This window comes from Methylotuvimicrobium sp. KM1 (genome assembly GCF_044788715.1).
GTDB lineage: Bacteria > Pseudomonadota > Gammaproteobacteria > Methylococcales > Methylomonadaceae > Methylotuvimicrobium.
Genome location: NZ_CP173170.1, coordinates 4,766,544 through 4,788,880 on the forward strand (window position 1 = coordinate 4,766,544; position 22,337 = coordinate 4,788,880).

Sequence of the window (22,337 nt, forward strand, 5' to 3'; positions counted from 1 at the left end):
CCTAATGCGTTGGCTTGATCAAAACTTATTATATACTCAGAGCAAGGGCATGTTCAGTTTTCTAAAACGCCCATTACAAACGAAATGCTTTGTTCCTGACGTTCCGATAATTCTGAGTTAAACTGTGCTATTTTCTCACCCTCTCCGCATTTATCTCAAAACGCATTCATGACTCCTTGTAACGATCCGGCATGCGCCAAAAAAGTCGAATTATTAAATAGCGAATGCCGTTGCGTGTCGTTAGACCGTCATGCTCTGCGCGATGAATTGCTGGCTCTTAACGATCTTAATCTATTCCGCATGCTCACCGAAGAGCGTCCGTATTTATTCGCAGAATCGGCCGTATTCGTCGATGAATCCTGCTTACGGCGGCAATGGGAAATTATCGCGGCACTGGAAAAAGTCATCGATTTACCGGCTTATCAACAGCGGGTATTGGCTTATGCGCCTGAAACCGCCCTTTTTACGCCGAAAGCCCGGGGCGTTTTTTTGGGCTACGATTTTCATATCGGACCCAACGGACCGCAATTAATCGAAATTAATACGAATGCCGGCGGCGCCCTGGTCAATGCGATCCTGGCGCGCGCTCAAGTCGCTTGTTGCGAGCAAGCAGGCGACAGGCGCCCGGGTCAATTACCCGGGGTGGAGTTAAAACAATCGCTCGAGCAAGTTTTCATCGATATGTTCCTCGAAGAATGGCGGCAGGAGCGGGGCGAGCAAGCATTAAAAACGGTTGCCATCGTCGATGAGCAACCGGCCGAGCAATATATGTATCCGGAGTTTTTACTATTCGAAAAACTCTTCGAGCGGCACGGTATCAAAGCGGTAATTTGCGATCCGTCGGAGTTGACCTTCAGCAATGGCAAGCTGTTCTATCGAGAGCTTCACATCGATCTCGTTTATAACCGTCTGACCGATTTCGGTTTGGAAGAAATAGCCTCGCAAGCATTGCGCAATGCCTACTTAGGCAATGCCGTGGTTGTGACGCCTTATCCCAGAAATCACGCATTGTATGCTGACAAACGCAATTTGGCCGTGTTGACCGACACTGCGGTTTTAGAAGAAATCGGCGTAGATGCTGCCACTCGCGAGATTTTATTATCAGGAATCGCACAAACCGTCGTTGTGCGAGAACAAGACGGGGAAAAACTTTGGTCTGACCGTAAACGTTTATTTTTCAAACCAGCCAAAGGCTTCGGCAGTAAGGCTGCTTATCGCGGCGATAAACTCACTCGGCGAGTATTTGGGGAAATCTTGCAAGGCGATTATGTCGCGCAACAATGGGTAGCGCCGAGCGAAAGGCACTTGGAAGTTGATGACGCAGTGATGGGTTTTAAATTGGACTTGCGTAATTATGTTTACAACGGTCAAGTGCAGTTAGTCAGCGCAAGATTGTATCAAGGCCAGACGACTAATTTCCGTACACCCGGCGGAGGATTCGCGCAGGTTGTCGTCGTCGATCCGGCAGGATAGCGCTCGACTTTAAAGAGCCGATACCAAAACGCTTAACGCCTTGCCCCGATGACTGATCGCATTTTTGACTTCAGGCGCCAACTGCGCCGATGCACATTCGTACTCGGGCACCCAAAAGATAGGGTCGTAACCAAAGCCGTTGTCTCCGACCGGTTCATCCAAAATCCGACCTTCCCAAGTCCCTTGTGCGATCACGGGACAGGGATCTTCGGCATGCTCGATGAACACGATCACGCAGATGAAACGCGCAGTGCGCTGTTCGAACGGCACTCCGGCCAATTCCTTCAACAACTTATCGACATTATCTTGATCGCTGGCATCCGAACCCGCATAACGCGCCGAGATCACTCCCGGGGCGCCGTGCAAATAATCCACCGCCAACCCGGAATCGTCGGCGATTGCAGGCAGTCCCGAATGGAATGCCGCATTACGGGCTTTCAATAGCGCGTTTTCGACGAAGGTCTTGCCGGTTTCATCGGCTTCCGCGATTTGGAACTGCGACTGCGGCACAATCGGATGACCGGCCAAAATAGCTTGAATTTCCCGGATCTTACCGGGATTACCGCTGGCCAGAACGACCGGCTGGGAAGGATTCGATAACATTTAAAAGTTTTCCAGAGCTTCGGCTTGTTTTTCCAACAATTGTTTGATGCCATGCTCGGCTAGACTCAGCATCGCATCGAGCTCGTCCTTACGAAACGCGTGGCCTTCGGCAGTGCCTTGTACTTCAATGAATGCCGAAGCGTCATTCATAACGACATTCATGTCGGTCTCGGCATTGCTGTCTTCGGCATAATCCAAGTCCAAAACCGGAACGCCTTTGAAAATGCCGACCGATACCGATGCGACTTGTCCGTGCAGCGGATTTTTCTTGATTTGCTTTTTAGCGAGCATTTTCTGCACCGCCAATGACAAGGCAACGAAACCGCCGGTAATCGATGCCGTTCGCGTTCCGCCATCGGCTTGCAGCACGTCGCAATCGATCGTGATGGTATTTTCACCCAGCGCTTTCATATCGACCGCGGCTCTCAGCGATCGACCGATCAAGCGTTGAATTTCCTGAGTGCGCCCGCCTTGTTTGCCGCGACTCGCTTCACGCCCCATTCGGTCGTGTGTGGAGCGGGGCAACATCCCGTATTCGGCGGTAATCCAGCCTTCGCCCTTACCTTTGAGAAATCGCGGCACGTTAGTTTCGACACTGGCCGTGCATATCACACGCGTGTCGCCAAATTCTACCAGCACGGAACCTTCCGCATGCTTGGTGTATCCGCAGGTAAATTTAATGTCTCTCAATTGATCAGGATTACGTCCGCTTGGTCTCATAGTGCTACTCATGATTAAATAACGCGACAGTATAACCGAAAGCTTTCATTTAAAGAGGGCTTTTGAGCATTCAATTAGCAGTCAACTCTTTTAGATAATCGGCCACAGATTGCGGACGATCGGACGGCTTAACCGCCATCGCCCAATCGATAACCGCCAACAGTTTTTTTGAATATTTTTTTTTGTGAGCCTTCACCGCAGGGATCAACGAGTCATTCTGAGCTCGCTCTGTTGCTTGAGGAGGCGCTTTATAGTCGAGGCAGGCCCGCATGCTCGCGCCGATCGCATAAAGATCGGTCCAAGGCCCTAGCGGTTTATTGCTTAAATATTGTTCGACCGGCGAAAACCCGTTGGTCAGTACTTTGCTTTGTTTATGTCGAGCCGGATTAGGAAAAGTCTGAATCGCGCCGAAATCCAGCAATACAGGATCGTTTCCCGGGCGAATCAAAATATTGGCCGGCTTGATGTCCAGATGAACGAGATTATGTTGATGAATAAACCCGACGCCATCTAATAATGAAACGAATACTTGTACTAAAAACTCCTCGCTCATCTCCAGTAATCTTTTTTGCAGAATTTTTTCCAAGGTAAGCCCGTAGTCGTAAGTCATCACCATGTACACGGTCGAATTTTCTTGAAAAAAATTGATGACTTCAACAATATTCGGGTGTTTTAACTTCGCCAACACCATCGCTTCTTCGAAAAATAGCGCTCTACCTCGCTTGAACAACGCTTTGGTTTCCTCGCTATTAGCCACGACTTGATTATTCCAAGTTCTATGGGCTAGTTTTCTAGGTAGATACTCCTTGATCGCGACTTGAACCTGATCCAATCGCCTGCGGGCCAAGTAAACGGAACTAAATCCGCCGCGCGCCAATTCACGCTCGATCATATAGTCGTCTATAATGGTGCCGGATTGGAGATAATTCCATTGCTTAGGATAGTTATCCGGATCGTAGTATTCAGCCACTGAGTCGCGTCATTGGGTTAATTCGTGTAAAAACACGACAATTATAGGTGAAAAATGATCAGAAGTATGACGGCATTTGCCGGAGATGAGGCAGTCATCGAAAATTTAACCGTTCTTTGCGAACTGCGATCGGTTAATCATCGTTATTGCGACATCACTGTCAAATTACCCGAGCGCCTCCGCTTTGCCGAAGCGCCGATACGTAGCGCCATTGCCGCAAAAATCAAACGCGGTAAAGTCGAATGCGCATTAAATTATAAAAAGCTTCCGCAAAACTTTAACGTCGATCTACAGGCGGTTGAAGCACTTTTAAACGCAGCCCGCACTATCGAATCGCTAATGCCCGAGCACCGAACTTTTTCGGCTCTCGATATTTTGACTTACCCAGGCATTCAACAGGAAGTCGGCACAGATAATGCCGTTCTTAGTCAAGGGATTACCGCTTTAGTCGACCTTACCCTCGAACAAATGCTCGAGGTCAGAAATCGGGAAGGCGAACAATTAGCAAGCCTCATCGACGAACGTTGCCGAAAGATGAGCGAATTAGTCGTTGCAGCGCGTAGCAGAATGCCCGAAGTTTTGGTTCATCTGCGGGAAAAACTGAAGCTCCGAATTCACGATTTAGTAATCGAACCCGATTTCGACCGACTGGAACAGGAATTAGTTTTTTTGACCCAAAAACTGGATGTCGAAGAAGAGTTAGATCGTCTCGAAACGCATGTCAACGAAGTAAGACGTACCCTCAAAGACTCAGAGCCAGTCGGTCGCAGACTGGATTTTCTAATGCAGGAAATGAACCGCGAAGCCAATACCTTAGGCTCTAAGTCTGCCGACAAGGAAATGACCGGCATTGCGATAGACTTGAAAGTCTTGATTGAACAAATGCGCGAACAAATTCAAAATATCGAATAGACCAAAAGGCGCTCGAAAAAGACGCATTCCGCCAAACTTAAGTCTGTAAAATCTACACTTAATCTTTCTCACAACTACATTTTCGGATTAGTTATACGCATCGCAGATCAAAATTCGGCACCGGGGTGTCCGTCAAAGGACGCCGTGAACCCAGCACCTAAATTCCATAGGTCATTGGTAATGATTTAATATTATGGCTAATTTAGGTGCTGGGTGAATACATCCCTGTAGGCTCTATGCCAGCTCCATGCTGGCCCCTCACCTAGCGTTAGGTGAGAGGGCCGAACACCCGGTGCCTCCTCAGGCACTGCCGAAATTTGATGTACGAAAGGTATACCATTAACGACACGCATGCAATTGGATTTCATCATAGCTAAATGGGCTGTCTGGCCACCTTTGTCGCCCGAGCAAGATAGCGCCGCCCAATGGCTTTCCGACATATCCCCCATACTGAAAAGGCGCTTGACACCGCTGGCTAAGACCGTATTCTGTACCGTTGCTCAGTGCCTTGACGAAGACGGCATGGTGCCTGCGGTATTCAGTTCCGCTCACGGCGAATTGGCTAAATCCTTGTCGATGATGGAAATGCTCGAGGTCGGCGAGGAAATCTCGCCGACCGGGTTTAGCCTGTCGGTCCACAATGCCATTGCCGGTTTGTTTTCGATGGCCTGGAAAAACAAGCTGCAATGTACCGTGCTCGCTCCCGGCGAGGAAGGCATGGCGCCGGCATTTATTGAAGGATTAGGCTTACTTCAAGAAGGCGCGGAACGGGTATTGTTGGTGTTTTACGATGAACCCTTGCCCGCCTTTTATCCGTCTTCTCCTTATCGATTGTCTTCGGATTCGAGCTGTGCGCTAGCATTGATGATTGCAAAAAGCGGTACAGGACAAGCGCTGACGCTATTTTCTTCAGCATTAACCGGAAACGACGGCGAACAACCGGTACAATTGCCGGCCTTTATTCGCTTTTTGACCGAGCCGCAGACTCGACTGACCTTCTGCATGCCGCGCCGGAGTTGGAGTTGGGAAAAACGTTCCGACTGACGTTATCCTCGATTTTGGCGGCAACCGCTATTGATATAATTTTTAGAGAAATGTATGAGCAGTTTGGAAAATGAATTAAAAAAATTGATTATCGAGTCGCTCGATTTGGAGGATATCGGCGTGGACGATATCGATAGTCACGAAGCTTTGTTTAACGACGGCTTGGGGCTGGACTCAATCGATGCCCTGGAACTGGGCCTCGCGATTAGAAAAAAATATAATATCCGGATCGATTCGGAAAAAGACGACGTGGTCAATATTTTCGCGTCGGTCGCCGCGCTGGCTGAATTTATTGATTCCGAGCAGAGGGCAGCATGAACAATCGCGATGACATTCTGCAAATGATCAAGGACATCATGCAGGAGATGTTCGAGATAGACGCGGAAGACGTGACGCCCGAAGCCCGTCTTTATGAAGACCTCGATTTCGACAGCATCGACGCGGTCGACATGATTGTCAAACTCAAGGAATTGACCGGCAAGGCCGTGAAGCCGGAAGATTTCAAGAACGCACGCACCGTGGGCGATGTCGTCGAAGCCGTCGATAAACTGATCCATATCTAATGCGCAAATGGCTTAACGGCGTCATCGGTGTCTTGATGCTGTTATATCCGCTGGCCGTTTATTTCGGCATTCAATCGGTGCAGCCCTGGCAGATTGCCATGTCCTTGGCCACGCTGTTGCTCGTGCGCCTGGTTTACGGACGGACTACCGGCGCGGCCAATCAAGGCTTGGTCATCGCCGCGCTGCTGTTTTGCGGTTTGGCTGTCTGGAATAATAACGAGATCACGCTGCGTTTTTATCCTGCTTTGATGAACCTGGGCTTATTGTTGGTATTTGCTTCGAGCCTGTATTTTCCGCCGCCGGTGATCGAAAGGCTGGCGCGTCTTCAACATCCCGATTTGCCGCCACAAGGCGTGCTTTACACCAGAAGGGTCACCCAGGTCTGGTGCGTGTTTTTTTTACTGAACGGACTGATCGCCGCCGCGACCGCGCTGTGGTGCAGCTTTGCCTGCTGGAGCCTGTATAATGGTCTGCTGGCTTATGTGTTGATGGGTTTATTGATGGCGATCGAATATTGGGTGCGAATCAGGACGCAGGATCATGTGCGCTGAACCGACTCCGCTGAGCCGCTGCGCATTACCCGCGCATCCCAAACGGACTCTCGCCGTGCATGCAGGACAACGGTTGGACCGGCAACGCTTCTGCGCCGATGTCGCGGCCGCAGCCTCGGTATTACAACGCCGAACGCAGTCTTGCTATGCCCTCTATCATGAAGACGCCTATCCGTTCGGGGTGGCGCTGTTTGCCTTGTGGCATTCAAACAAAAAAGTCATCATTCCCGGCAATAACTGTCCGGCGACCGCCGACGAGCTGGCCGGGCAAGGCTACGTGTTGATCGGTGCCTGGCAAGGGCGCGAATCGTCATTGCCGAGTTCTGCCGAAGCACTCATCGAATTACATGCGCTGAGTTCGATCGATACGCAGTTGACGCTTTTTACCTCCGGTTCGAACGGCAGGCCTAAGGCCATCGTCAAGACCTTGCTGCAATTGCAACGCGAGGTCGATGTCCTGGAAGCCCAGTGGGGCCGACTATTGGGAGAGTCGGCGGCGGCCGCGACCGTCAGTCACCAGCATATTTACGGATTGTTGTTCAGGTTGTTATGGCCGTTGGCGTCGGGTCGCTGTTTTTACAGCCAGCTATTTTTGAGTCCCGAGCCGATGTTGAAAGCACTGTCCGGCCAACCCGCCTATTGGGCCGCGAGCCCCGCGCAATTGAAAAGGCTCGATGAACTGACCGATTGGGATAAATTAGCCGGGTTCAGCGCTATTTTCAGTTCGGGCGGACCGTTGCCGCCTGAGGCCGCAGCAAAAATCGAGCGGCACTGCGGGCAGAAGGTCATCGAAGTCTACGGCAGTTCCGAAACCGGCGGCATTGCGTGGCGCCGTTCAAGTCACGATACGCGATGGACGCCCTTTGCCGGTATCGGTCTCAGTCGGGGCGAGGATGGGCGCTGTTTGCTTTCATCGCCCTATTTGCCCGATGTAAGCACCTATCCGATGGATGACCGGATCGAACTGCACGATGATGGAAGCTTTAGTTTGCTGGGCCGGCTCGACCGCATCGTCAAGGTGGAGGAAAAACGCTTGTCGTTGGACGCATTGGAAAACGCCTTGGCTCAATCCGATTGGGTCGAGCAGGCGCACTGCTTGCTGGTCAGCAACCGGCGAGACCGTGTGGCGGCCGCTATCGCGTTGACCGAAAGCGGCTTGGCGGCTTTACGCCACCAAGGCCGCGCGGCCATATTCAAGTCATTGCGGCGGCAGTTGCAGCGGAATTTCGAATCGGTAGTGTTGCCGCGCAAATGGCTGTGCTTCGACGGCTTGCCGATGACCCGGCAAGGCAAAATCGATCATGTTTTACTGCGGCAATCGTTCGCGTTGGACTCGGCCATATATCCGCAATTGCTATACTGCCGAATCGCGGCCAACCGCGTCGAACTGGAATTTCGCATTCAACCCGAACTGGTCTATTTCGACGGACATTTTCCGGGCATGCCGATTCTGCCGGGCGTGACGCAATTGGCTTGGGCGGAACATTACGGCAAGCTGTTTTTTTCGATCGAACAACCTTTTTTGACGATGGAAGCGGTCAAATTTAAAAAAATCATTCTACCGGATGCCTTGATCAAGATGACGCTGGAATGGCGAGACGAGAACGGCAAGCTCTATTTCGATCTGAGTTCGGTCAGCGAATCGCATAGTTCCGGACGGATGGTGTACGGAGTCCGACCATGAAGGTTTGCGTCATTATCCCGGTTTACAATCACGAAGACGCGGTCGGCACGGTCGTCGAGCAATTAAAACCCTACGGCCTGCCTTGCTATCTGATCAACGACGGCAGCACGCCATCCTGCACTTCGGTGTTGAAGCGATTGGCCGAACGTGAGCAGGATTGGATCGTGTTATACGAACGCCCAGAAAACGGCGGCAAAGGCGCGGCAGTCATCGACGGTTTGCGCTTGGCGATAGCCGATGGCTTCAGCCATGCGCTACAAATCGATGCCGACGGACAGCACCGGCTCGAGGACATCGATCGCCTGCTGAAGGTAGCCGAACGACACCCAAACCGGCTGATTCTCGGCAAGCCTCGTTTCGATGACACCGTGCCCAAGGGCCGATTGTATGGCCGTCAATTCACGAACCTGTGGATTTGGATCAATACGCTGTCGCTTTCGATCGCCGACGGCATGTGCGGTTTTCGTTGCTATCCGCTCGCGGCTGTCGAACCCTTGCTGAGATCGGCCCGAATGGGCCTGCGCATGGACTTCGACATCGAAATCGCCGTGCGTCTCTACTGGCAGGGCGTCGATGTGGTCAATGTCGAAACCGAAGTGCGTTATCCGCTGGACGGCGTTTCGCATTTCGACATGCTGCGCGACAATCTGTTGATTTCGAGAAAACATGCGCAATTGTTTTTCGGCATGCTCATACGCCTGCCGCGCTTGTTGATGAGGCATTGGCGATGAAACATTGGGCCAACATGGAGGAACGCGGAGTCATCTGGGGCATGCAGTTGCTGCTCAAGGTCTATCTGTTGTTCGGACGCCGGGTGCTGCAAGTGTTTTTGTATCCGGTGGTCAGTTATTACTGGCTGCTCAACGGTAAGGCGCGCGCAGCCAGTATCGATTATTTGCGCCGCGTGTCGGACTTTTTGCCCGCAGACACGATACGAGACAGACGCTACGGCAGTTATCTGCATTTCATCGCTTTTGCGAATGCGATCATCGATAAGCTGGCGGCCTGGAGCGGCGCGATCTCGTTGAACGATGTCGAATACCATGGTCGAGACGCCATCGTCAGTCATCTCGAACACGGCCAGGGCGTTTTGATCCTGGGTTCGCACCTGGGTAATATGGAAGTGTGCCGAGTCATCGCCAAGTTGCGCAAAAACGTCACAGTCAATGTTTTGGTGCATACCAAGCATGCCGAAAAATTCAATGCGCTGCTGAACCGTTATGCCGAATCCGGGCGCATGAATCTGATTCAAGTCACCGAAATGAATGCCGCGACGGCCATGCTGCTGCAAGATAAAATCGAAGCCGGCGAACTGGTCGTGATCGCCGCCGACAGAATTCCGGTCACAGGGCAAGGGCGTGTCGCCAAAGCGCGCTTTCTCGGCGCAACGGCGCTGTTTCCGCAAGGACCGTATATTTTGGCGTCATTGCTGAAATGTCCGGTCTATACCTTGTTTTGCTTGAAGCGTCAGGATAAGCAAGCGATTTATTTCGATCATTTCAGCGATGGTTTGAATCTACCGAGAAAACTTCGCGACGAACGTGCCCGGCGTTATGCTCAGGACTATGCCGACCGCTTGCAGCACTATTGTCTGCAAGAACCGCTGCAGTGGTTCAATTTTTACGATTTTTGGCTGGATGGAAATGACTAAGGGGCAATATGATAGGATGTCATGCTCTTAGCACTTCGCCCCCCCGGCTACAATTAGAGAAAGCTAAATATCATGCCTAAAATCACCGATTTGTCGCAACTCGACCCTGAGCAAACCTATAGCTATGCCGATTATCTGACCTGGCAAATCAAAGAAACCATCGAATTGATCAAAGGCAAGGTCATGTTGATGTCGCCCGCGCCGAGCGTCCGGCACCAACGTATTGAAAGAAAACTACTGGTCGGCATCGACCTCCATTTGAAAAATAAGCTATGCGAAATTTTTCCGGCACCTTTCGACGTGCGTTTATACGATAGAAATAAATCCGTGCTGAGTAGTCAGGAAATTTTTACCGTCGTACAACCTGACCTATGCGTCATTTGTAATCCTGAAATTTTGGATAAACAAGGTTGCAACGGCGCGCCGGATTGGATTATCGAAATTCTCTCTCCAGGCAATTCCAAGCGGGAGATGCAAATCAAATATCAGCTTTATCAAGAATGCGGCGTACAAGAATATTGGTTGGTTTACCCGGAACAACAAGCGATTCACCAGTTTGTTCTCGATTCTGCAGGGCAGTATCGGCTCAAGGCCATGTTTGCCGATAAGTGGGCATCATCTTATCTATTTCCTGACTTATCAATTGATTTGATTGATCTTTTTGCTAGCCGCTAATGACTAAACGAACCGTAATCGTCGACGGACAGGATTTGACGATCGAAAACATTGCCGCGCTTGCGGAACGCTCGTATCGACTCGAATTAAGCAATGCGCCGGCCTTCGTCGCACGCATCGACAAGGGCGCCGAATTCATCGAAACGCTGCTGCGCGAGGAAGGCTTCGTCTACGGCGTCACGACCGGTTACGGCGACTCTTGCACCGTGTCGATCCCGCTGGACAAGACCGGCGACTTGTCGCGGCATCTTTATACCTTCCACGGCTGCGGTCTCGGCGCGCATTTCGACGAACAACAAACCCGCGCGATCATGGCGGTGCGTTTGAACAGTTTGGCGCGGGGCTTTTCCGGCGTACGTTACCGCTTGCTGCAACAGATCGCCGAATTACTGAAACACGATGTGCTGCCGTTGATTCCGCAGGAAGGCTCGGTCGGTGCCAGCGGCGACTTGACGCCGTTGTCTTATCTCGCGGCTGTGCTGGCCGGCGAGCGCGAAGTGCTCTATCGCGGCAAAAAGCAGGAGGCCGCGAGAGTGCTGGCGACATTGGGCATCGCTCCGTTGACGCTGAAACCGAAGGAAGGTCTCGCGATCATGAACGGCACGGCCGTAATGACGGCGGTGGCCTGCCTGGCCTTTCAACGCGCGGCCTATTTGTCGCAATTGTGCACGCGCATCACCGCGCTGGCTTCGGTTGCGCTGAACGGCAACGCTTATCATTTCGACGAAAAACTGTTCTCGGTCAAGCCGCATGCCGGACAAATCAAGGTCGCGGCGCGTATTCGAGACGACTTGCATGTCACCGAACAGACGCCGCGCAACGATACGCGTCTGCAGGACCGCTATTCGCTACGCTGCGCGCCGCATGTGATCGGCGTACTCGAAGACGCGCTGCCGTGGCTGCGGCAGTTCATCGAAAACGAATTGAACAGCGCGAACGACAATCCGATCATCGACGCCGAAGGCGAGCATGTCTTGCACGGCGGACATTTTTACGGCGGTCATATCGCGTTCGCGATGGACAGCTTAAAAACGGCGGTCGCGAATCTGGCCGACCTGATGGACCGGCAGATGGCGCAATTGATGGATACCAAGTTCAATCACGGCTTGCCGGCCAACTTGTCCGGCGCGAAGGGTGAGGAGGCGATGCTGAATCACGGCTTCAAGGCGGTGCAGATTGCCGTGTCCGCCTGGACCGCCGAGGCCTTGAAATTGACGATGCCGGCCAGCGTATTTTCGCGTTCGACCGAATGCCACAATCAAGACAAGGTCAGCATGGGCACGATTGCCGCGAGAGACTGCGTGCGCATCATCGAATTGACCGAGCAGGTCGCGGCGGCCGTTTTGATCGTTGTCATCCAGGGCGTCGAATTGCGAGGAGAACGGCCGGGGTTGAGTGCCGGTCTCAAGCATACGCTGCAACAAGTGAGGGCCGAGATCGGTTTTCTCGAAGCCGACCGAGCAATGGAACGGGAATTGCGCCTCTGTCTGCAATTGATCCGCGACCGGCATTGGCTTCTGTATGACTAAGGCCATCGTCTCCTGTGAAGTCGAAATCGAGGTGCCGTTTTTCGATGTCGACCTGATGGAAATCGTCTGGCACGGCCATTATCTAAAATATTTCGAAATCGCCCGCTGCGCACTGCTCGATAAGATCGATTACGGCTATATGCAAATGCGCGAATCCGGCTATGCCTGGCCGGTCGTCGACGTGCGCGTCCGCTATGCGAAACCGGCGAAGTTCGGTCAAAAAATCATCGTGCATGCTGAATTGACCGAATGGGAAAACCGCATGAAAATCAATTATCTGATTCTCGACAAACAAACCGGCGCGCGCTTGACGCGCGGCTATACCTACCAAGTCGCGGTCGAGATCTCCAGCGGCGAAATGTGCTACGAATCGCCGCCGATTTTATTCGAAAAACTAGGGCTATTTGCATCATGAAAGCCTTCATTTATCATTTTTTCATCACCATGAAGAGCATGAAGGTAATGAAGGAAACAGAATTAAACCTAGAAAAAGCATTTCACCATGAAGGGCATGAAGATAATGAAGGGAAGAGAATTTAGTGATTTGTCGACTAAAGTCATTGGCTGTGCAATCGAAGTTCATAGAACTCTTGGTCCTGGCTTGTTGGAATCAACTTATCTAAATTGTCTTGCTCACGAACTCAATATCAAACGAATTAATTTCAAAACGGAGTATCCTTTGTCAATTCAATATAAAGGGATTCATTTGGATTGTGGTTATAAATTAGATCTATTAGTTGAAAATCAAATCATTTTGGAATTAAAGAGCGTAGATCAATTGAAAAGTATTCATGAAGTGCAGCTTTTGACTTATATGAAATTGATGAATATCAAACAAGGTTTTTTAATCAACTTTAATGTCAAGCTTTTGAAGCAAGGGCTGAGAAGTTTTGTTTTATGACATATTCTTTGCCGAACAAACCAAACTCTTCAATTTCTTCATGTTCTTCATGGTAAAAAATAAATATACAATCTTGGATTCGACAGCATCGTGACGGACTATGATGTCATTGTGATCGGTAGCGGCATCGGAGGCTTGACTGCGGCCGGCTTGCTCGCGAAATCCGGTAAGTCGGTGTTGGTACTCGAAAGCCATGACCGGCCGGGTGGTTATGCGCACGGATTCAGGCGCAAAAAATACCGTTTCGATTCCGGCGTGCATTTGATCAGCGGCTGCGGCCCTGACGGTTACCGAGGCGGACAAATCATCTACAAGGTGTTACAGGCGCTCGATGTCGAACACAGTATCGAATTCATCAACATAGACCCATTCAGCCATGCCCGTTATCCGGATTTGAACACCGCTTTGCCGCAGTCGGTCGAGGCGTTTTGTGAACGGTTGGGACGGCTGTTTCCGGAAGAGCAGCAGGGTTTGCGCGACTTGACCCGTTTATGTCTGCAGGTGGCCGAAGAAATTACCGTCGCCGATGAGATCATAGCCGGGACGAACCTAGCCGAGGCACAACGCTTGCTGCCAGCCTTATGCAAATACCGCAAAGCAACCCTGGCCGAAGTGGCGCGGGAGTTCATCGCCAACCCGAAATTACTGGGGCTCTTCGCAAGCAATTGGCCTTATCTTGGCCTGCCGCCTTCGGAAGTCTCTTTTGTCTATTGGTCGACGATGTTGATTGGCTACATGGTCGACGGTGCTTATTACTGCAAGGGCGGTTTCCAGCATTTGGCAGATACGCTGGTCGACGGTCTCGCACGGCACGGTGGCGAGATCCGCTTCAAATCGCCGGCCGATAAAATTCTGATCGAAAACGGAAGGGTTGCCGGTGTCGAGGTAAAAAATGAAAAGTTTGCCGCGCCGGTCGTGATCGCCAATGCCGACATCCGGCATACGGTTTGCGAGATGATCGGCGAACAGCATTTTCCGACACGCTATATTCAACGCATCAAAAAAATGCAGCATTCTTTGTCGATTTTCGCGGTCTATATCGCGACCGATATCGATCTCATCGCGCAGAAATTGGCTCACGAGTCGTTTTGTTTCCAAGACTTCGATCATGAGAAGAATTTTGCCGCGACCTGCAACGGCGAGATTACTTGGCTCAGTATCACCGCTCCGACGCTGGTCGACCCGAGTCTGGCCCCGCCAGGTCAGCATCTTTTGATGCTGACGACCTTGCTGCCTTATCAAGCAACGGACTCTTGGCAACAGGCCAAACCGGGCTATATGGATGCGATGCTAAAACTGGCTGGAAAGTATATCGCCGGGCTCGAGGATCATGTCTTGTTTATCGAAGGCGGGTCTCCGGCGACGATGCGCCGCTACACGCAAAATTTTCAGGGCGCGGCTTACGGCTGGGACGTTTCGCCGAGCCAAGTCGGCCCTGCGCGCCTACCCAATCAATCGCCGCTGCCGGGGCTGTATTTCGCCGGCCATTGGACTTCGCCGGGCGGCGGCGTATACGGCGTCAGCGTCTCCGGCGTGCAGGCTGCGCAAAGAGTGTTGGGAATTAGGCAGCAGGCCGAATTCTGGCGATTGATTGAAACGCTTGGGCAAACATAGAATCCGCTGCTAGCTCACTGCTGTTAAGCTAAGCCGTTCATGGTGAGCCAGTCGAACAGCTTAGCTTAATTGGTAGTGGCTTGCTAGCTTCTAACCGCTAACCGACATTATTCTCCTTGATATAGCTGATCCACCGTTAAATGCACGGCCGGAAGGAAATGTTCCCGAAAATAATCGACCTCCGGTAAATCGATCTTGTTGAGTCGTATTTCAATGTCGTCCATGGCATCCTTAAACTCGAAATTGCCGGCCCGAGTCTCTTCGACGCATTTGACATAGGCGCTGATCGTATCGGCAGCTTTGACCAATTCGGAAATCGACTCCTCGCAAGATTCGGTGACATAGTTATACAGGTCGTCTTTTAACGCATCGGGCAAGGTATCGACTAAGGCCTGCGAGGCGACCGACTCGATGTCCTTATAATGATTTAATATTCCGGGATTGAATTTTTTGATCGGCGTCGGCAAATCTCCGGTAATACTTTCGTGCGCGTCGTGATAAAGCGCGGCCAAAACGACCTCGCCGGGGTCGATCGCTCCGCCGAATAGCTCGTTTTTGATGGTGCATAATAAATGCGCTATCACGCAAACATCGAATGAATGTTCCTTGACGTTTTCATTGATCGAATTACGCTTAAGTCCCCAACGTTGAATATATTTCAAACGATTGATGGTAGCGAAAAATCCCGACATGATTGTGGCTCCGTAGCAAAATTACGTAACTTATTCTAACGATAAAATATCACGGATAATAATATACTTTGCGCCGCCACATTCGCTCGAAGTTTAACCATACTCCCTTTTGGTCGAAAAACCGTCTAAGAATAAAAGGTATGGGATGTGTCTATCGAGGACCGCCGTTCACCCAGCACCTAAATTATCTCAGATAGTTAACCATAGCCAATGGACTATGGAATTTAGGTGCTGGGTAAACCCATCCATGGGGGCTTGACGGCAGCGATCCCTGCTGCCGACATCCTCGCTAGCCACACCCCATACCTTCATAAAGTTAACTAATTTTTGAGTATAAAGGGAGTAATAGATTAAATTTAGGCGCTTTATTTATTTGCGAGAATTCGCAGGACAAAAAAAAGCCGGAGCGTAAAGCTCCGGCAAAACAACACACGAGGTAAAAAAGGTAACGAGGGGAGAGAATCAATCGCGAATACGGCGATTGGAAAACATGATGCTAAACATCGCGGCCGAGGCAAATGTCATTGCTGAAACGATAAAAGCTCCGGAAATGAATCCGAAAATTCCGATAATAAACATCAAACCGAGCGCGACATCTTTCTGAAAATCAGTCATTTCGCAATATCCTAGTGAAAAGGTATGAATTAGTGGGATTGAGGACAACTATACCTAGTTACCTTTGTGTTAACAATAGACTCAATTATTGATAGATTGTTTCTTATTACGTAATAAAAGAGATTTAGCTCATTCTTTGTTTAGTTTGAGAGTCCCTTCTGCGCTTCTGGCCGTCATTTCCCGACAGACATAACTGCCTTTTTTATCTGCCAAAGCATAATTAACCCAGCCGTTACAACCAAGGCTGGGTACATCCTAGCGTCAAAACTTTTATTTGCACTATGTTTTCAATGCCTTGTGGGTAGCCGATGGAAAAGCTTACTGCCATTAAGTTAAGGAAACTCCGTCATTCCGCCACCTGATTAGCAAGATGCTTCAGCTTACCGAAGCCAAGTATCCGAGCAGGGGCCAGTCGTAGTCGCAAAAACTAAAATATGCTGTTACCCAAGCTCCGGCTTGGGTAACCTGTTAAGGAAGCTCTAGCTTCCCGACAATCAAGAAAGATTGAACAAGCGAGCCGGGGGTGATTGAGAATGTGCGAAGGTTGTGTCGGTCTCAGGAAGCTCTTGCCCTGAGCCCTTCGGCTGCGCTCAGGAGAGCCTTGTCGAAGGCTTGCCCTGAGCTTGTCGAAGGGGGAGCTTCCGGGGGGCTTTCCCAAGCTGGAGCTTGGGAAAGAGCGTGATGTGGGTTGGCCGTTTTAGCTTGACGCGCATGGCTTGCGAACCCCGTCCTGCTATGGATATGCTGATCTTTGGGCTTTAGCTGAAGAAGCTTACTAATCAGTAAGATTTATGAGTTTTTATTTTTTCTCTTTAAGCAGATCCCTAATCTCAGTTAATAGTTGTTCTTCCTTGGAAGGCTCCGGCTCAACTTCCGGCGCTGCCGCCTCTTGCTTCTTAAGCCTGTTAATAAATTTGACTGCAATGAAAATCGCAAAAGCGACGATAGTAAAGTCGATCAATGTTTGAATGAATTTACCGTAACTTAACGTGACTGCTTCCGCACCTTCCGTGGCTTCCTTTAACACAATAGCCAGATCGGAAAAATCTACGCCCCCGATCAAAACTCCGATTGGAGGCATGATAATGTCACCGACAAATGACGAAACGATTTTACCGAATGCCGCTCCGATAATAATACCGACCGCCATGTCGATTACATTGCCCTTGACCGCGAATTCCTTGAACTCTTTTAAAATACTCATAGTAAAACTCCCCAAAAGTTAAAATTGTTATTATTGTTCTTGCCATAGAAGTCCACTCCAATACCATCCCTTGTTAATGAGATCGAGGTTAAGCTCGTCTCACCGATGCTCCAAATTCGCTCTGGGTCCCTTTTTAAAGGGAGAGCAGTATTTTTCGCCGATAAATGTCTTTTGCCCCTATATATTTCCGCTTTGACTCTCCTTAACCCAAAAGCGCATCGATATCCTCTCCATGAATCACTTCTTTTTCCTGAAGAATTTCGGCAAGCTGATCCAAAATGTGCCGTTTAGCAGTCAAAATATCCATTGCGCGCTCGATTCCCTCATCGACCAGCGCCTTGACTTCGGCATCAATCAGCTTAGCGGTTTCCTCGCTGTAATTGCGATATTCGGTCCCTTCGGTTTCGAGAAATTGCAGTTGTTGACGCTTGCCGTAAGTCAACGCACCGAGTTTGGCGCTCATGCCCAAATAACACACCATGGCCCGAGCGATTTCACTGGCTTTTTCCAAGTCGTTTTGCGCGCCGGTCGACACATTGCCCAATGCGATCGCCTCCGCCATGCGCCCGCCCATCAAAATCGCAATTTGATCTTTAAGTTCGGCATCGGTGGACAGAAACTTTTCCTCGACCGGAAGTTGTAGCGTAAAGCCCAAAGCCGAAACGCCGCGCGGAATGATCGATACCTTATGAATCGGCTGACCGGTGGGTACATGCTTCGCGACCAATGCATGGCCTGCCTCGTGGTAAGCAACGCGGCGTTTTTCCTCGGGTCCCAGCGCACGCGATTTTTTCTCGGGACCGGCCAAAATACGGTCGATCGCCGCTTCGAAGTCTTCCATGCCAACATTATCATGATTGACGCGCGCCGCTAGAATCGCGGCTTCGTTCGCGATATTCGACAAATCAGCGCCGACCAATCCCGGCGTGCGTTTGCCGACGACGGTCAAATCGACGTCGGAAGCAAGCTGCATTTTCGCGGTATGCAGTTTGAGAATTTTGACACGGTCTTCGAGGTCCGGTTTGTCGACAATAATCTGCCGGTCGAAGCGCCCGGCGCGCAGCAAGGCTTTGTCGAGAATTTCCGGACGATTGGTCGCGGCCAATACGACCACCCCCGATGAAGGATCGAAACCGTCCATTTCGGTCAGCAATTGATTGAGCGTTTGCTCCCGTTCGTCATGGCCGCCCATCACCATCGGCCCGCCGCGCGAGCGTCCGATCGCATCGAGTTCGTCGATAAAGATAATACAAGGGGCTTTTTGGCGAGCCTGTTCGAATAAATCGCGAACTCGTGCGGCACCGACGCCGACGAACAGTTCGATAAATTCCGAACCGCTAATGTTGAAAAACGGCACGCCGGCTTCGCCCGACACCGCTCGCGCCAGCAAGGTTTTCCCGGTACCGGGTGGGCCGACCAACAATGCGCCTTTCGGCATACGGCCGCCGAGTTTTTGAATTTTTTCCGGGGCTTTAAGAAATTCGATCGACTCCTTCAGTTCCTGCTTCGCACTCTCGCTACCGGCAACATCGTCGAACGTAATTTTCGGTTGCGTTTCCGGATGTATCTTGATTTTATTACCGATATTCAAAAAGCCGCGTCCGGCCGGTCCACCGCCGGCCATGCGCCGAAACAGCCAGGACCAAATCGCGACTAAGATCAGCATCGGAATGATCCAATTGAATAGTATATTACCAAGCCAACTTTCTCCGCTTCTAACGACATAATCGACATCGTGTTCGGCAAGCGTCTCTGCGAGATGCTCATCCCACAGAGGAATAGTCATGAAGTGTTGGGGAGAATCAGACGGTTCGTCGGGTTTTATCAGGCCGGTAATCGTTTTTTCGGTGACCACGGCACGCTGGATTTTGTTATTCTTAACCAATTCGAGAAATTGGTTGTAGGGTAGTTCGTCTTTTTGCAGTTCGTTAGCCTGATTGAAGATCGATAGGATCATCAACACACCCAGGCCAATCAACAAATAGCGTGTCAATTTTTCGCTCTTATCGGGCTTTTCCGGCGCATTGATTTCCTTTTCCGGATCGGGCTTGAATAATGTCCGATAAAGACCGGTCAACGCCGTTTTGAGCGACTTCAGTAATTGAATCAGAAAACCGGTTAATATTTTCAGGAAATTATCGGAATTTTGCTTGTCCATAGTGATGACCTCGAATAACGGACGAAATGGTTCAATTATTTATTTCCACATAGTACCACTCAAATTATTACGCTCAACTTTTAAAAATTAGCTTTTCTTATGTATAACCGATGAGGATGTCAGTGCAATTCCTTCTAATCTTAACAAGATGTGCCGTTATTTTAAGTCTTTTATCGCTTGGCTTCAGCGTTTCGGCTCTCGGCGCAAGCGCACCGCAGATGCTAAGACCGGCTTCGGCGCTCACGGCCAATGATTTAGTTGTTATTGTCAATGAAGCCGATCCGCTTAGCGTTAAGATTGCCGATTATTATGGACGCAAAAGAGGCATTCCGAGCAATCAGATTGTTCGCGTTCGTTTCGACCCGGCAATGAAAGTCATGAAGCCGGAGCAATTCGAAGCGATCAAGACCGAAGTCGATGCGCAGACACCGGACCATGTTCAGGCATTCGTGTTGACTTGGCTGCAGCCGTTCCGGGTCGACTGCATGTCGATTACCACGGCATTCGCTGCCGGCTACAACCAAAAATTCTGCGCCAAAGGTTGCCTGAATACCCGCAAAAGTCCCTATTTCGCTTCGGAGAGCGCCAAACCCTACAAAGATTATCAATGGCGCCCCAGCATCATACTCGCCGGCAGAAATTTTGAAGAAGCTAAAAAATTAATCGATAGAGGTATCGCCGCCGATTATACGCATCCCAAAGGATCGGCCTATTTGCTGCAAACCAATGATAAGGCACGCAGCTCGCGTGCGGCATTATTTCCGAGAATAAGCGAGAGTTTTAGCGGTACATGGCCGGTTAATTTCCTTAAGCGCGAATTCATCAAGGACAAGTCCGATGTGATGTTTTATTTTACCGGCCTAACACATGTTCCGCACATACAAGATAATCGTTACCCGCCCGGAGCCGTTGCCGATCATTTAACATCGACCGGCGGCGTGCTAACCGGCAGTAAGCAAATGAGCATCATCGAGTGGATTGAGGCCGGCGTCACCGGGAGTTATGGGGCCGTAGTCGAGCCGTGCAATTTTCCGGAAAAATTTCCACACCCCGGTGTACTGATGTTTTATTATCTAAGAGGCAGTACGCTAATTGAATCCTACTGGAAAAGCGTGGCACGGCCCGGCCAAGGTATCTTTGTCGGCGAACCGCTTGCTAAACCGTTTGCCTACCCTGCAAAAAAGTTTTAGTGTGAGAAGCATTAAACCTAAAAAGAGCAGTTTGAGGCCTCACCAAGCCGGTGAAAGTATTGTAGACCCTTCATGCTTCGACTTAGCTCAGCACGAACGGTCTACAAAACATGTCAACAGCTCTTTTAAAGTTAAAGCCTACCGAGATAAAAATGATACCGATAAGAGACGATAACCCAACTGTTCGCCCTCCCGTGATCACGATCGTAATCATTGCGGCGAATATCGCGATATGGCTATTGCTTCAAGGTGCCGGCGGAGAGGCTGCATTGGTTAAGTCGCTGTGTCATTACGGCTTGATTCCGGGTGAATTATTGAATACGGTGCCTAAGGGCATGACAATTCAAGTGACTGCGAACTACGGCTGTATTCTGAGCGGCGAAACCGGCAATAGCACTCTGTTGACCCATGCCTTTTTACACGGCAGTTGGTTTCATTTAATCGCCAATATGTGGTTTTTATGGATTTTTGGCGATAACGTCGAGGATGTCATGGGTAGCTTTCGCTTCGTGGCATTTTATTTGCTGTGTGCACTCGCCGCGGCAGGGGCTCAAATTTATAGCAATCCGGGAGCCGCGATACCTATGGTGGGCGCGTCAGGCGCAATCGGCGGCGTCATGGGCGCTTATGCCCGCTTATATCCAAGAGCACGGGTACACACGATCATACCGATTGGCTTTTATATCACTTCGTTTTCCGTTCCCGCCGGCTTTATGCTGGGTTATTGGTTTTTGATTCAATTGTTGAGCGGCATTCCGGCAATCGGCGATGAGGCCGGCGGTGTCGCCTTTTGGGCGCATGCAGGCGGTTTTATCGCAGGACTGATTTTAATTAAGCCGATGCACCGCACCGACTATCTAGCCGAGCATAACGCGCTAATGGCTAGCCGTCGACCCGAAGATCGGTTTTGATTCGTTACCATTTTGTCATTTTAGATTCTCAGGATAAATAGATTTATGCAACAAGCAGAATCATTAACATTCAACGCCGATGACTTTTTGGCTTGGGAGGAATCCCAAACCGAGAAATACGAATTCATTGCAGGAGAGACCTTCGCGATGGTCGGCGCGCGGCGCGAGCATGTCTTGGTTAGCCTGAATTTAGCCTCTTCGCTTAAACAGCGATTACGCGGAACGCCATGCCAATCCTACATGGCCGACATGAAACTTCGGGTCGAGTCGGCCGACGCGTTCTTCTATCCCGATGTCATGGTAACTTGCCATCCGGAAGACCGCAATGCCGGGCAATTTTTAGCCCATCCGACGCTCATTGCCGAAGTATTGTCCGATTCCACAGCGGCATTCGACCGGGGCGATAAATTCGCCGCTTACCGAAGTTTGGAGTCGCTCAAGGAATATGTCATCGTCGATATCGACGCGCTCCGGGTGGAATGCTATCGGCGGACCACGGACAACGAATGGCTATTGCATGATTACACCGGCCAACAAGATTGCCGATTTGCCAGTCTCGACTTAACGGTACCACTCGCTGAAATTTTTGAGGACGTTCTCCCCGGCTGACCTAGTAAAAAAAAATTCATGTGCAAAAAATGAGCTCTTAGGATTTGGTCATAAATAACGTCCCTATT

General features: G+C 50.4%; 25 protein-coding genes. 18 read left to right on the plus strand and 7 right to left on the minus strand.

The window, feature by feature from the left end; all coding sequences use genetic code 11:
• Nucleotides 1-168: 168 nt before the first annotated feature.
• The gene (locus ACINK7_RS20745; protein WP_404358304.1) at nt 169-1,473 is read left to right on the plus strand and encodes a hypothetical protein; all 1,305 of its coding nucleotides are present in this window, start codon (nt 169-171) and stop codon (nt 1,471-1,473) included.
• A gap of 9 nt (nt 1,474-1,482) precedes the next feature.
• On the opposite strand, the gene rdgB is transcribed toward ACINK7_RS20745, so the two are convergent.
• The 3 genes from rdgB to ACINK7_RS20760 all read right to left on the minus strand — a co-directional run bounded on the left by rdgB (nt 1,483) and on the right by ACINK7_RS20760 (nt 3,766).
• Nucleotides 1,483-2,076, minus strand: coding sequence for an RdgB/HAM1 family non-canonical purine NTP pyrophosphatase (gene rdgB / locus ACINK7_RS20750; protein ID WP_404358306.1), 594 nt, complete (start codon nt 2,074-2,076; stop codon nt 1,483-1,485).
• Nucleotides 2,077-2,796, minus strand: a complete 720-nt coding sequence (gene rph, locus ACINK7_RS20755) for a ribonuclease PH (protein WP_404358308.1) — start codon at nt 2,794-2,796, stop codon at nt 2,077-2,079.
• Nucleotides 2,797-2,866: 70 nt separating this feature from the next.
• Nucleotides 2,867-3,766 (minus strand): serine/threonine protein kinase, encoded by a 900-nt coding sequence (locus ACINK7_RS20760; RefSeq protein WP_404358309.1) that lies wholly within the window; start codon nt 3,764-3,766, stop codon nt 2,867-2,869.
• Between the two features lie 54 nt (nt 3,767-3,820).
• Between ACINK7_RS20760 and ACINK7_RS20765 the strand changes: the two genes are divergently transcribed.
• From ACINK7_RS20765 to ACINK7_RS20830, 14 genes are all read left to right on the plus strand, one after another.
• Entirely contained in the window at nt 3,821-4,678 is an 858-nt protein-coding gene (locus ACINK7_RS20765; protein ID WP_404358311.1) for a YicC/YloC family endoribonuclease, read from the plus strand.
• 357 nt (nt 4,679-5,035) lie between these two features.
• Complete coding sequence (locus ACINK7_RS20770) at nt 5,036-5,722, plus strand: beta-ketoacyl synthase chain length factor (protein WP_404358313.1); 687 nt, start codon at nt 5,036-5,038, stop codon at nt 5,720-5,722.
• Nucleotides 5,723-5,776: 54 nt separating this feature from the next.
• On the plus strand, nt 5,777-6,040 hold the full coding sequence (locus ACINK7_RS20775) for a phosphopantetheine-binding protein (protein ID WP_341326584.1): 264 nt from the start codon (nt 5,777-5,779) through the stop codon (nt 6,038-6,040).
• Complete coding sequence (locus tag ACINK7_RS20780) at nt 6,037-6,285, plus strand: acyl carrier protein (RefSeq protein ID WP_404358315.1); 249 nt, start codon at nt 6,037-6,039, stop codon at nt 6,283-6,285. Before ACINK7_RS20775 ends, ACINK7_RS20780 begins: the two co-directional genes overlap by 4 nt.
• On the plus strand, nt 6,285-6,836 hold the full coding sequence (locus ACINK7_RS20785) for a hypothetical protein (RefSeq protein ID WP_404358317.1): 552 nt from the start codon (nt 6,285-6,287) through the stop codon (nt 6,834-6,836). The genes ACINK7_RS20780 and ACINK7_RS20785 overlap by 1 nt, the downstream gene beginning before the upstream one ends.
• Entirely contained in the window at nt 6,826-8,520 is a 1,695-nt protein-coding gene (locus tag ACINK7_RS20790; RefSeq protein WP_404358319.1) for an AMP-binding protein, read from the plus strand. Before ACINK7_RS20785 ends, ACINK7_RS20790 begins: the two co-directional genes overlap by 11 nt.
• Nucleotides 8,517-9,251 (plus strand): glycosyltransferase family 2 protein, encoded by a 735-nt coding sequence (locus tag ACINK7_RS20795; protein WP_404358321.1) that lies wholly within the window; start codon nt 8,517-8,519, stop codon nt 9,249-9,251. The genes ACINK7_RS20790 and ACINK7_RS20795 overlap by 4 nt, the downstream gene beginning before the upstream one ends.
• Nucleotides 9,248-10,171 (plus strand): hypothetical protein, encoded by a 924-nt coding sequence (locus tag ACINK7_RS20800; RefSeq protein ID WP_404358323.1) that lies wholly within the window; start codon nt 9,248-9,250, stop codon nt 10,169-10,171. Before ACINK7_RS20795 ends, ACINK7_RS20800 begins: the two co-directional genes overlap by 4 nt.
• A 72-nt stretch (nt 10,172-10,243) precedes the next feature.
• Nucleotides 10,244-10,846, plus strand: coding sequence for a Uma2 family endonuclease (locus ACINK7_RS20805; RefSeq protein WP_404358325.1), 603 nt, complete (start codon nt 10,244-10,246; stop codon nt 10,844-10,846).
• Nucleotides 10,846-12,375, plus strand: coding sequence for a histidine ammonia-lyase (gene hutH / locus ACINK7_RS20810; protein ID WP_404358327.1), 1,530 nt, complete (start codon nt 10,846-10,848; stop codon nt 12,373-12,375). The genes ACINK7_RS20805 and hutH overlap by 1 nt, the downstream gene beginning before the upstream one ends.
• Entirely contained in the window at nt 12,368-12,790 is a 423-nt protein-coding gene (locus tag ACINK7_RS20815) for an acyl-CoA thioesterase (protein WP_404358329.1), read from the plus strand. The genes hutH and ACINK7_RS20815 overlap by 8 nt, the downstream gene beginning before the upstream one ends.
• Entirely contained in the window at nt 12,787-12,915 is a 129-nt protein-coding gene (locus tag ACINK7_RS20820) for a hypothetical protein (protein ID WP_404358330.1), read from the plus strand. The genes ACINK7_RS20815 and ACINK7_RS20820 overlap by 4 nt, the downstream gene beginning before the upstream one ends.
• The gene (locus ACINK7_RS20825) at nt 12,896-13,276 is read left to right on the plus strand and encodes a GxxExxY protein (RefSeq protein WP_404358332.1); all 381 of its coding nucleotides are present in this window, start codon (nt 12,896-12,898) and stop codon (nt 13,274-13,276) included. The genes ACINK7_RS20820 and ACINK7_RS20825 overlap by 20 nt, the downstream gene beginning before the upstream one ends.
• Before the next feature lie 90 nt (nt 13,277-13,366).
• Nucleotides 13,367-14,890, plus strand: coding sequence for a phytoene desaturase family protein (locus ACINK7_RS20830; protein WP_404358334.1), 1,524 nt, complete (start codon nt 13,367-13,369; stop codon nt 14,888-14,890).
• A gap of 107 nt (nt 14,891-14,997) precedes the next feature.
• On the opposite strand, the gene yfbR is transcribed toward ACINK7_RS20830, so the two are convergent.
• From yfbR to ftsH, 4 genes are all read right to left on the minus strand, one after another.
• Nucleotides 14,998-15,582, minus strand: a complete 585-nt coding sequence (gene yfbR / locus ACINK7_RS20835; RefSeq protein WP_125217860.1) for a 5'-deoxynucleotidase — start codon at nt 15,580-15,582, stop codon at nt 14,998-15,000.
• Between the two features lie 462 nt (nt 15,583-16,044).
• Entirely contained in the window at nt 16,045-16,197 is a 153-nt protein-coding gene (locus ACINK7_RS20840; RefSeq protein WP_404358335.1) for a hypothetical protein, read from the minus strand.
• Between the two features lie 799 nt (nt 16,198-16,996).
• Nucleotides 16,997-17,401 (minus strand): large-conductance mechanosensitive channel protein MscL, encoded by a 405-nt coding sequence (mscL, locus tag ACINK7_RS20845; protein ID WP_404358337.1) that lies wholly within the window; start codon nt 17,399-17,401, stop codon nt 16,997-16,999.
• A gap of 202 nt (nt 17,402-17,603) precedes the next feature.
• A complete protein-coding gene (gene ftsH / locus ACINK7_RS20850; protein WP_404358339.1) occupies nt 17,604-19,559 on the minus strand; it encodes an ATP-dependent zinc metalloprotease FtsH in 1,956 nt (651 codons plus the stop codon).
• A gap of 122 nt (nt 19,560-19,681) precedes the next feature.
• Here ftsH and ACINK7_RS20855 point away from each other — a divergent pair, with 122 nt between their 5' ends.
• The 3 genes from ACINK7_RS20855 to ACINK7_RS20865 all read left to right on the plus strand — a co-directional run bounded on the left by ACINK7_RS20855 (nt 19,682) and on the right by ACINK7_RS20865 (nt 22,269).
• Nucleotides 19,682-20,749 (plus strand): TIGR03790 family protein, encoded by a 1,068-nt coding sequence (locus tag ACINK7_RS20855; RefSeq protein ID WP_404358341.1) that lies wholly within the window; start codon nt 19,682-19,684, stop codon nt 20,747-20,749.
• Between the two features lie 152 nt (nt 20,750-20,901).
• Nucleotides 20,902-21,660: a rhomboid family intramembrane serine protease gene (locus tag ACINK7_RS20860; RefSeq protein ID WP_404358343.1), complete on the plus strand. Its 759-nt coding sequence runs from the start codon at nt 20,902-20,904 to the stop codon at nt 21,658-21,660.
• 45 nt (nt 21,661-21,705) lie between these two features.
• Nucleotides 21,706-22,269 (plus strand): Uma2 family endonuclease, encoded by a 564-nt coding sequence (locus ACINK7_RS20865; RefSeq protein WP_404358345.1) that lies wholly within the window; start codon nt 21,706-21,708, stop codon nt 22,267-22,269.
• The last annotated feature ends 68 nt before the right edge of the window (nt 22,270-22,337 follow it).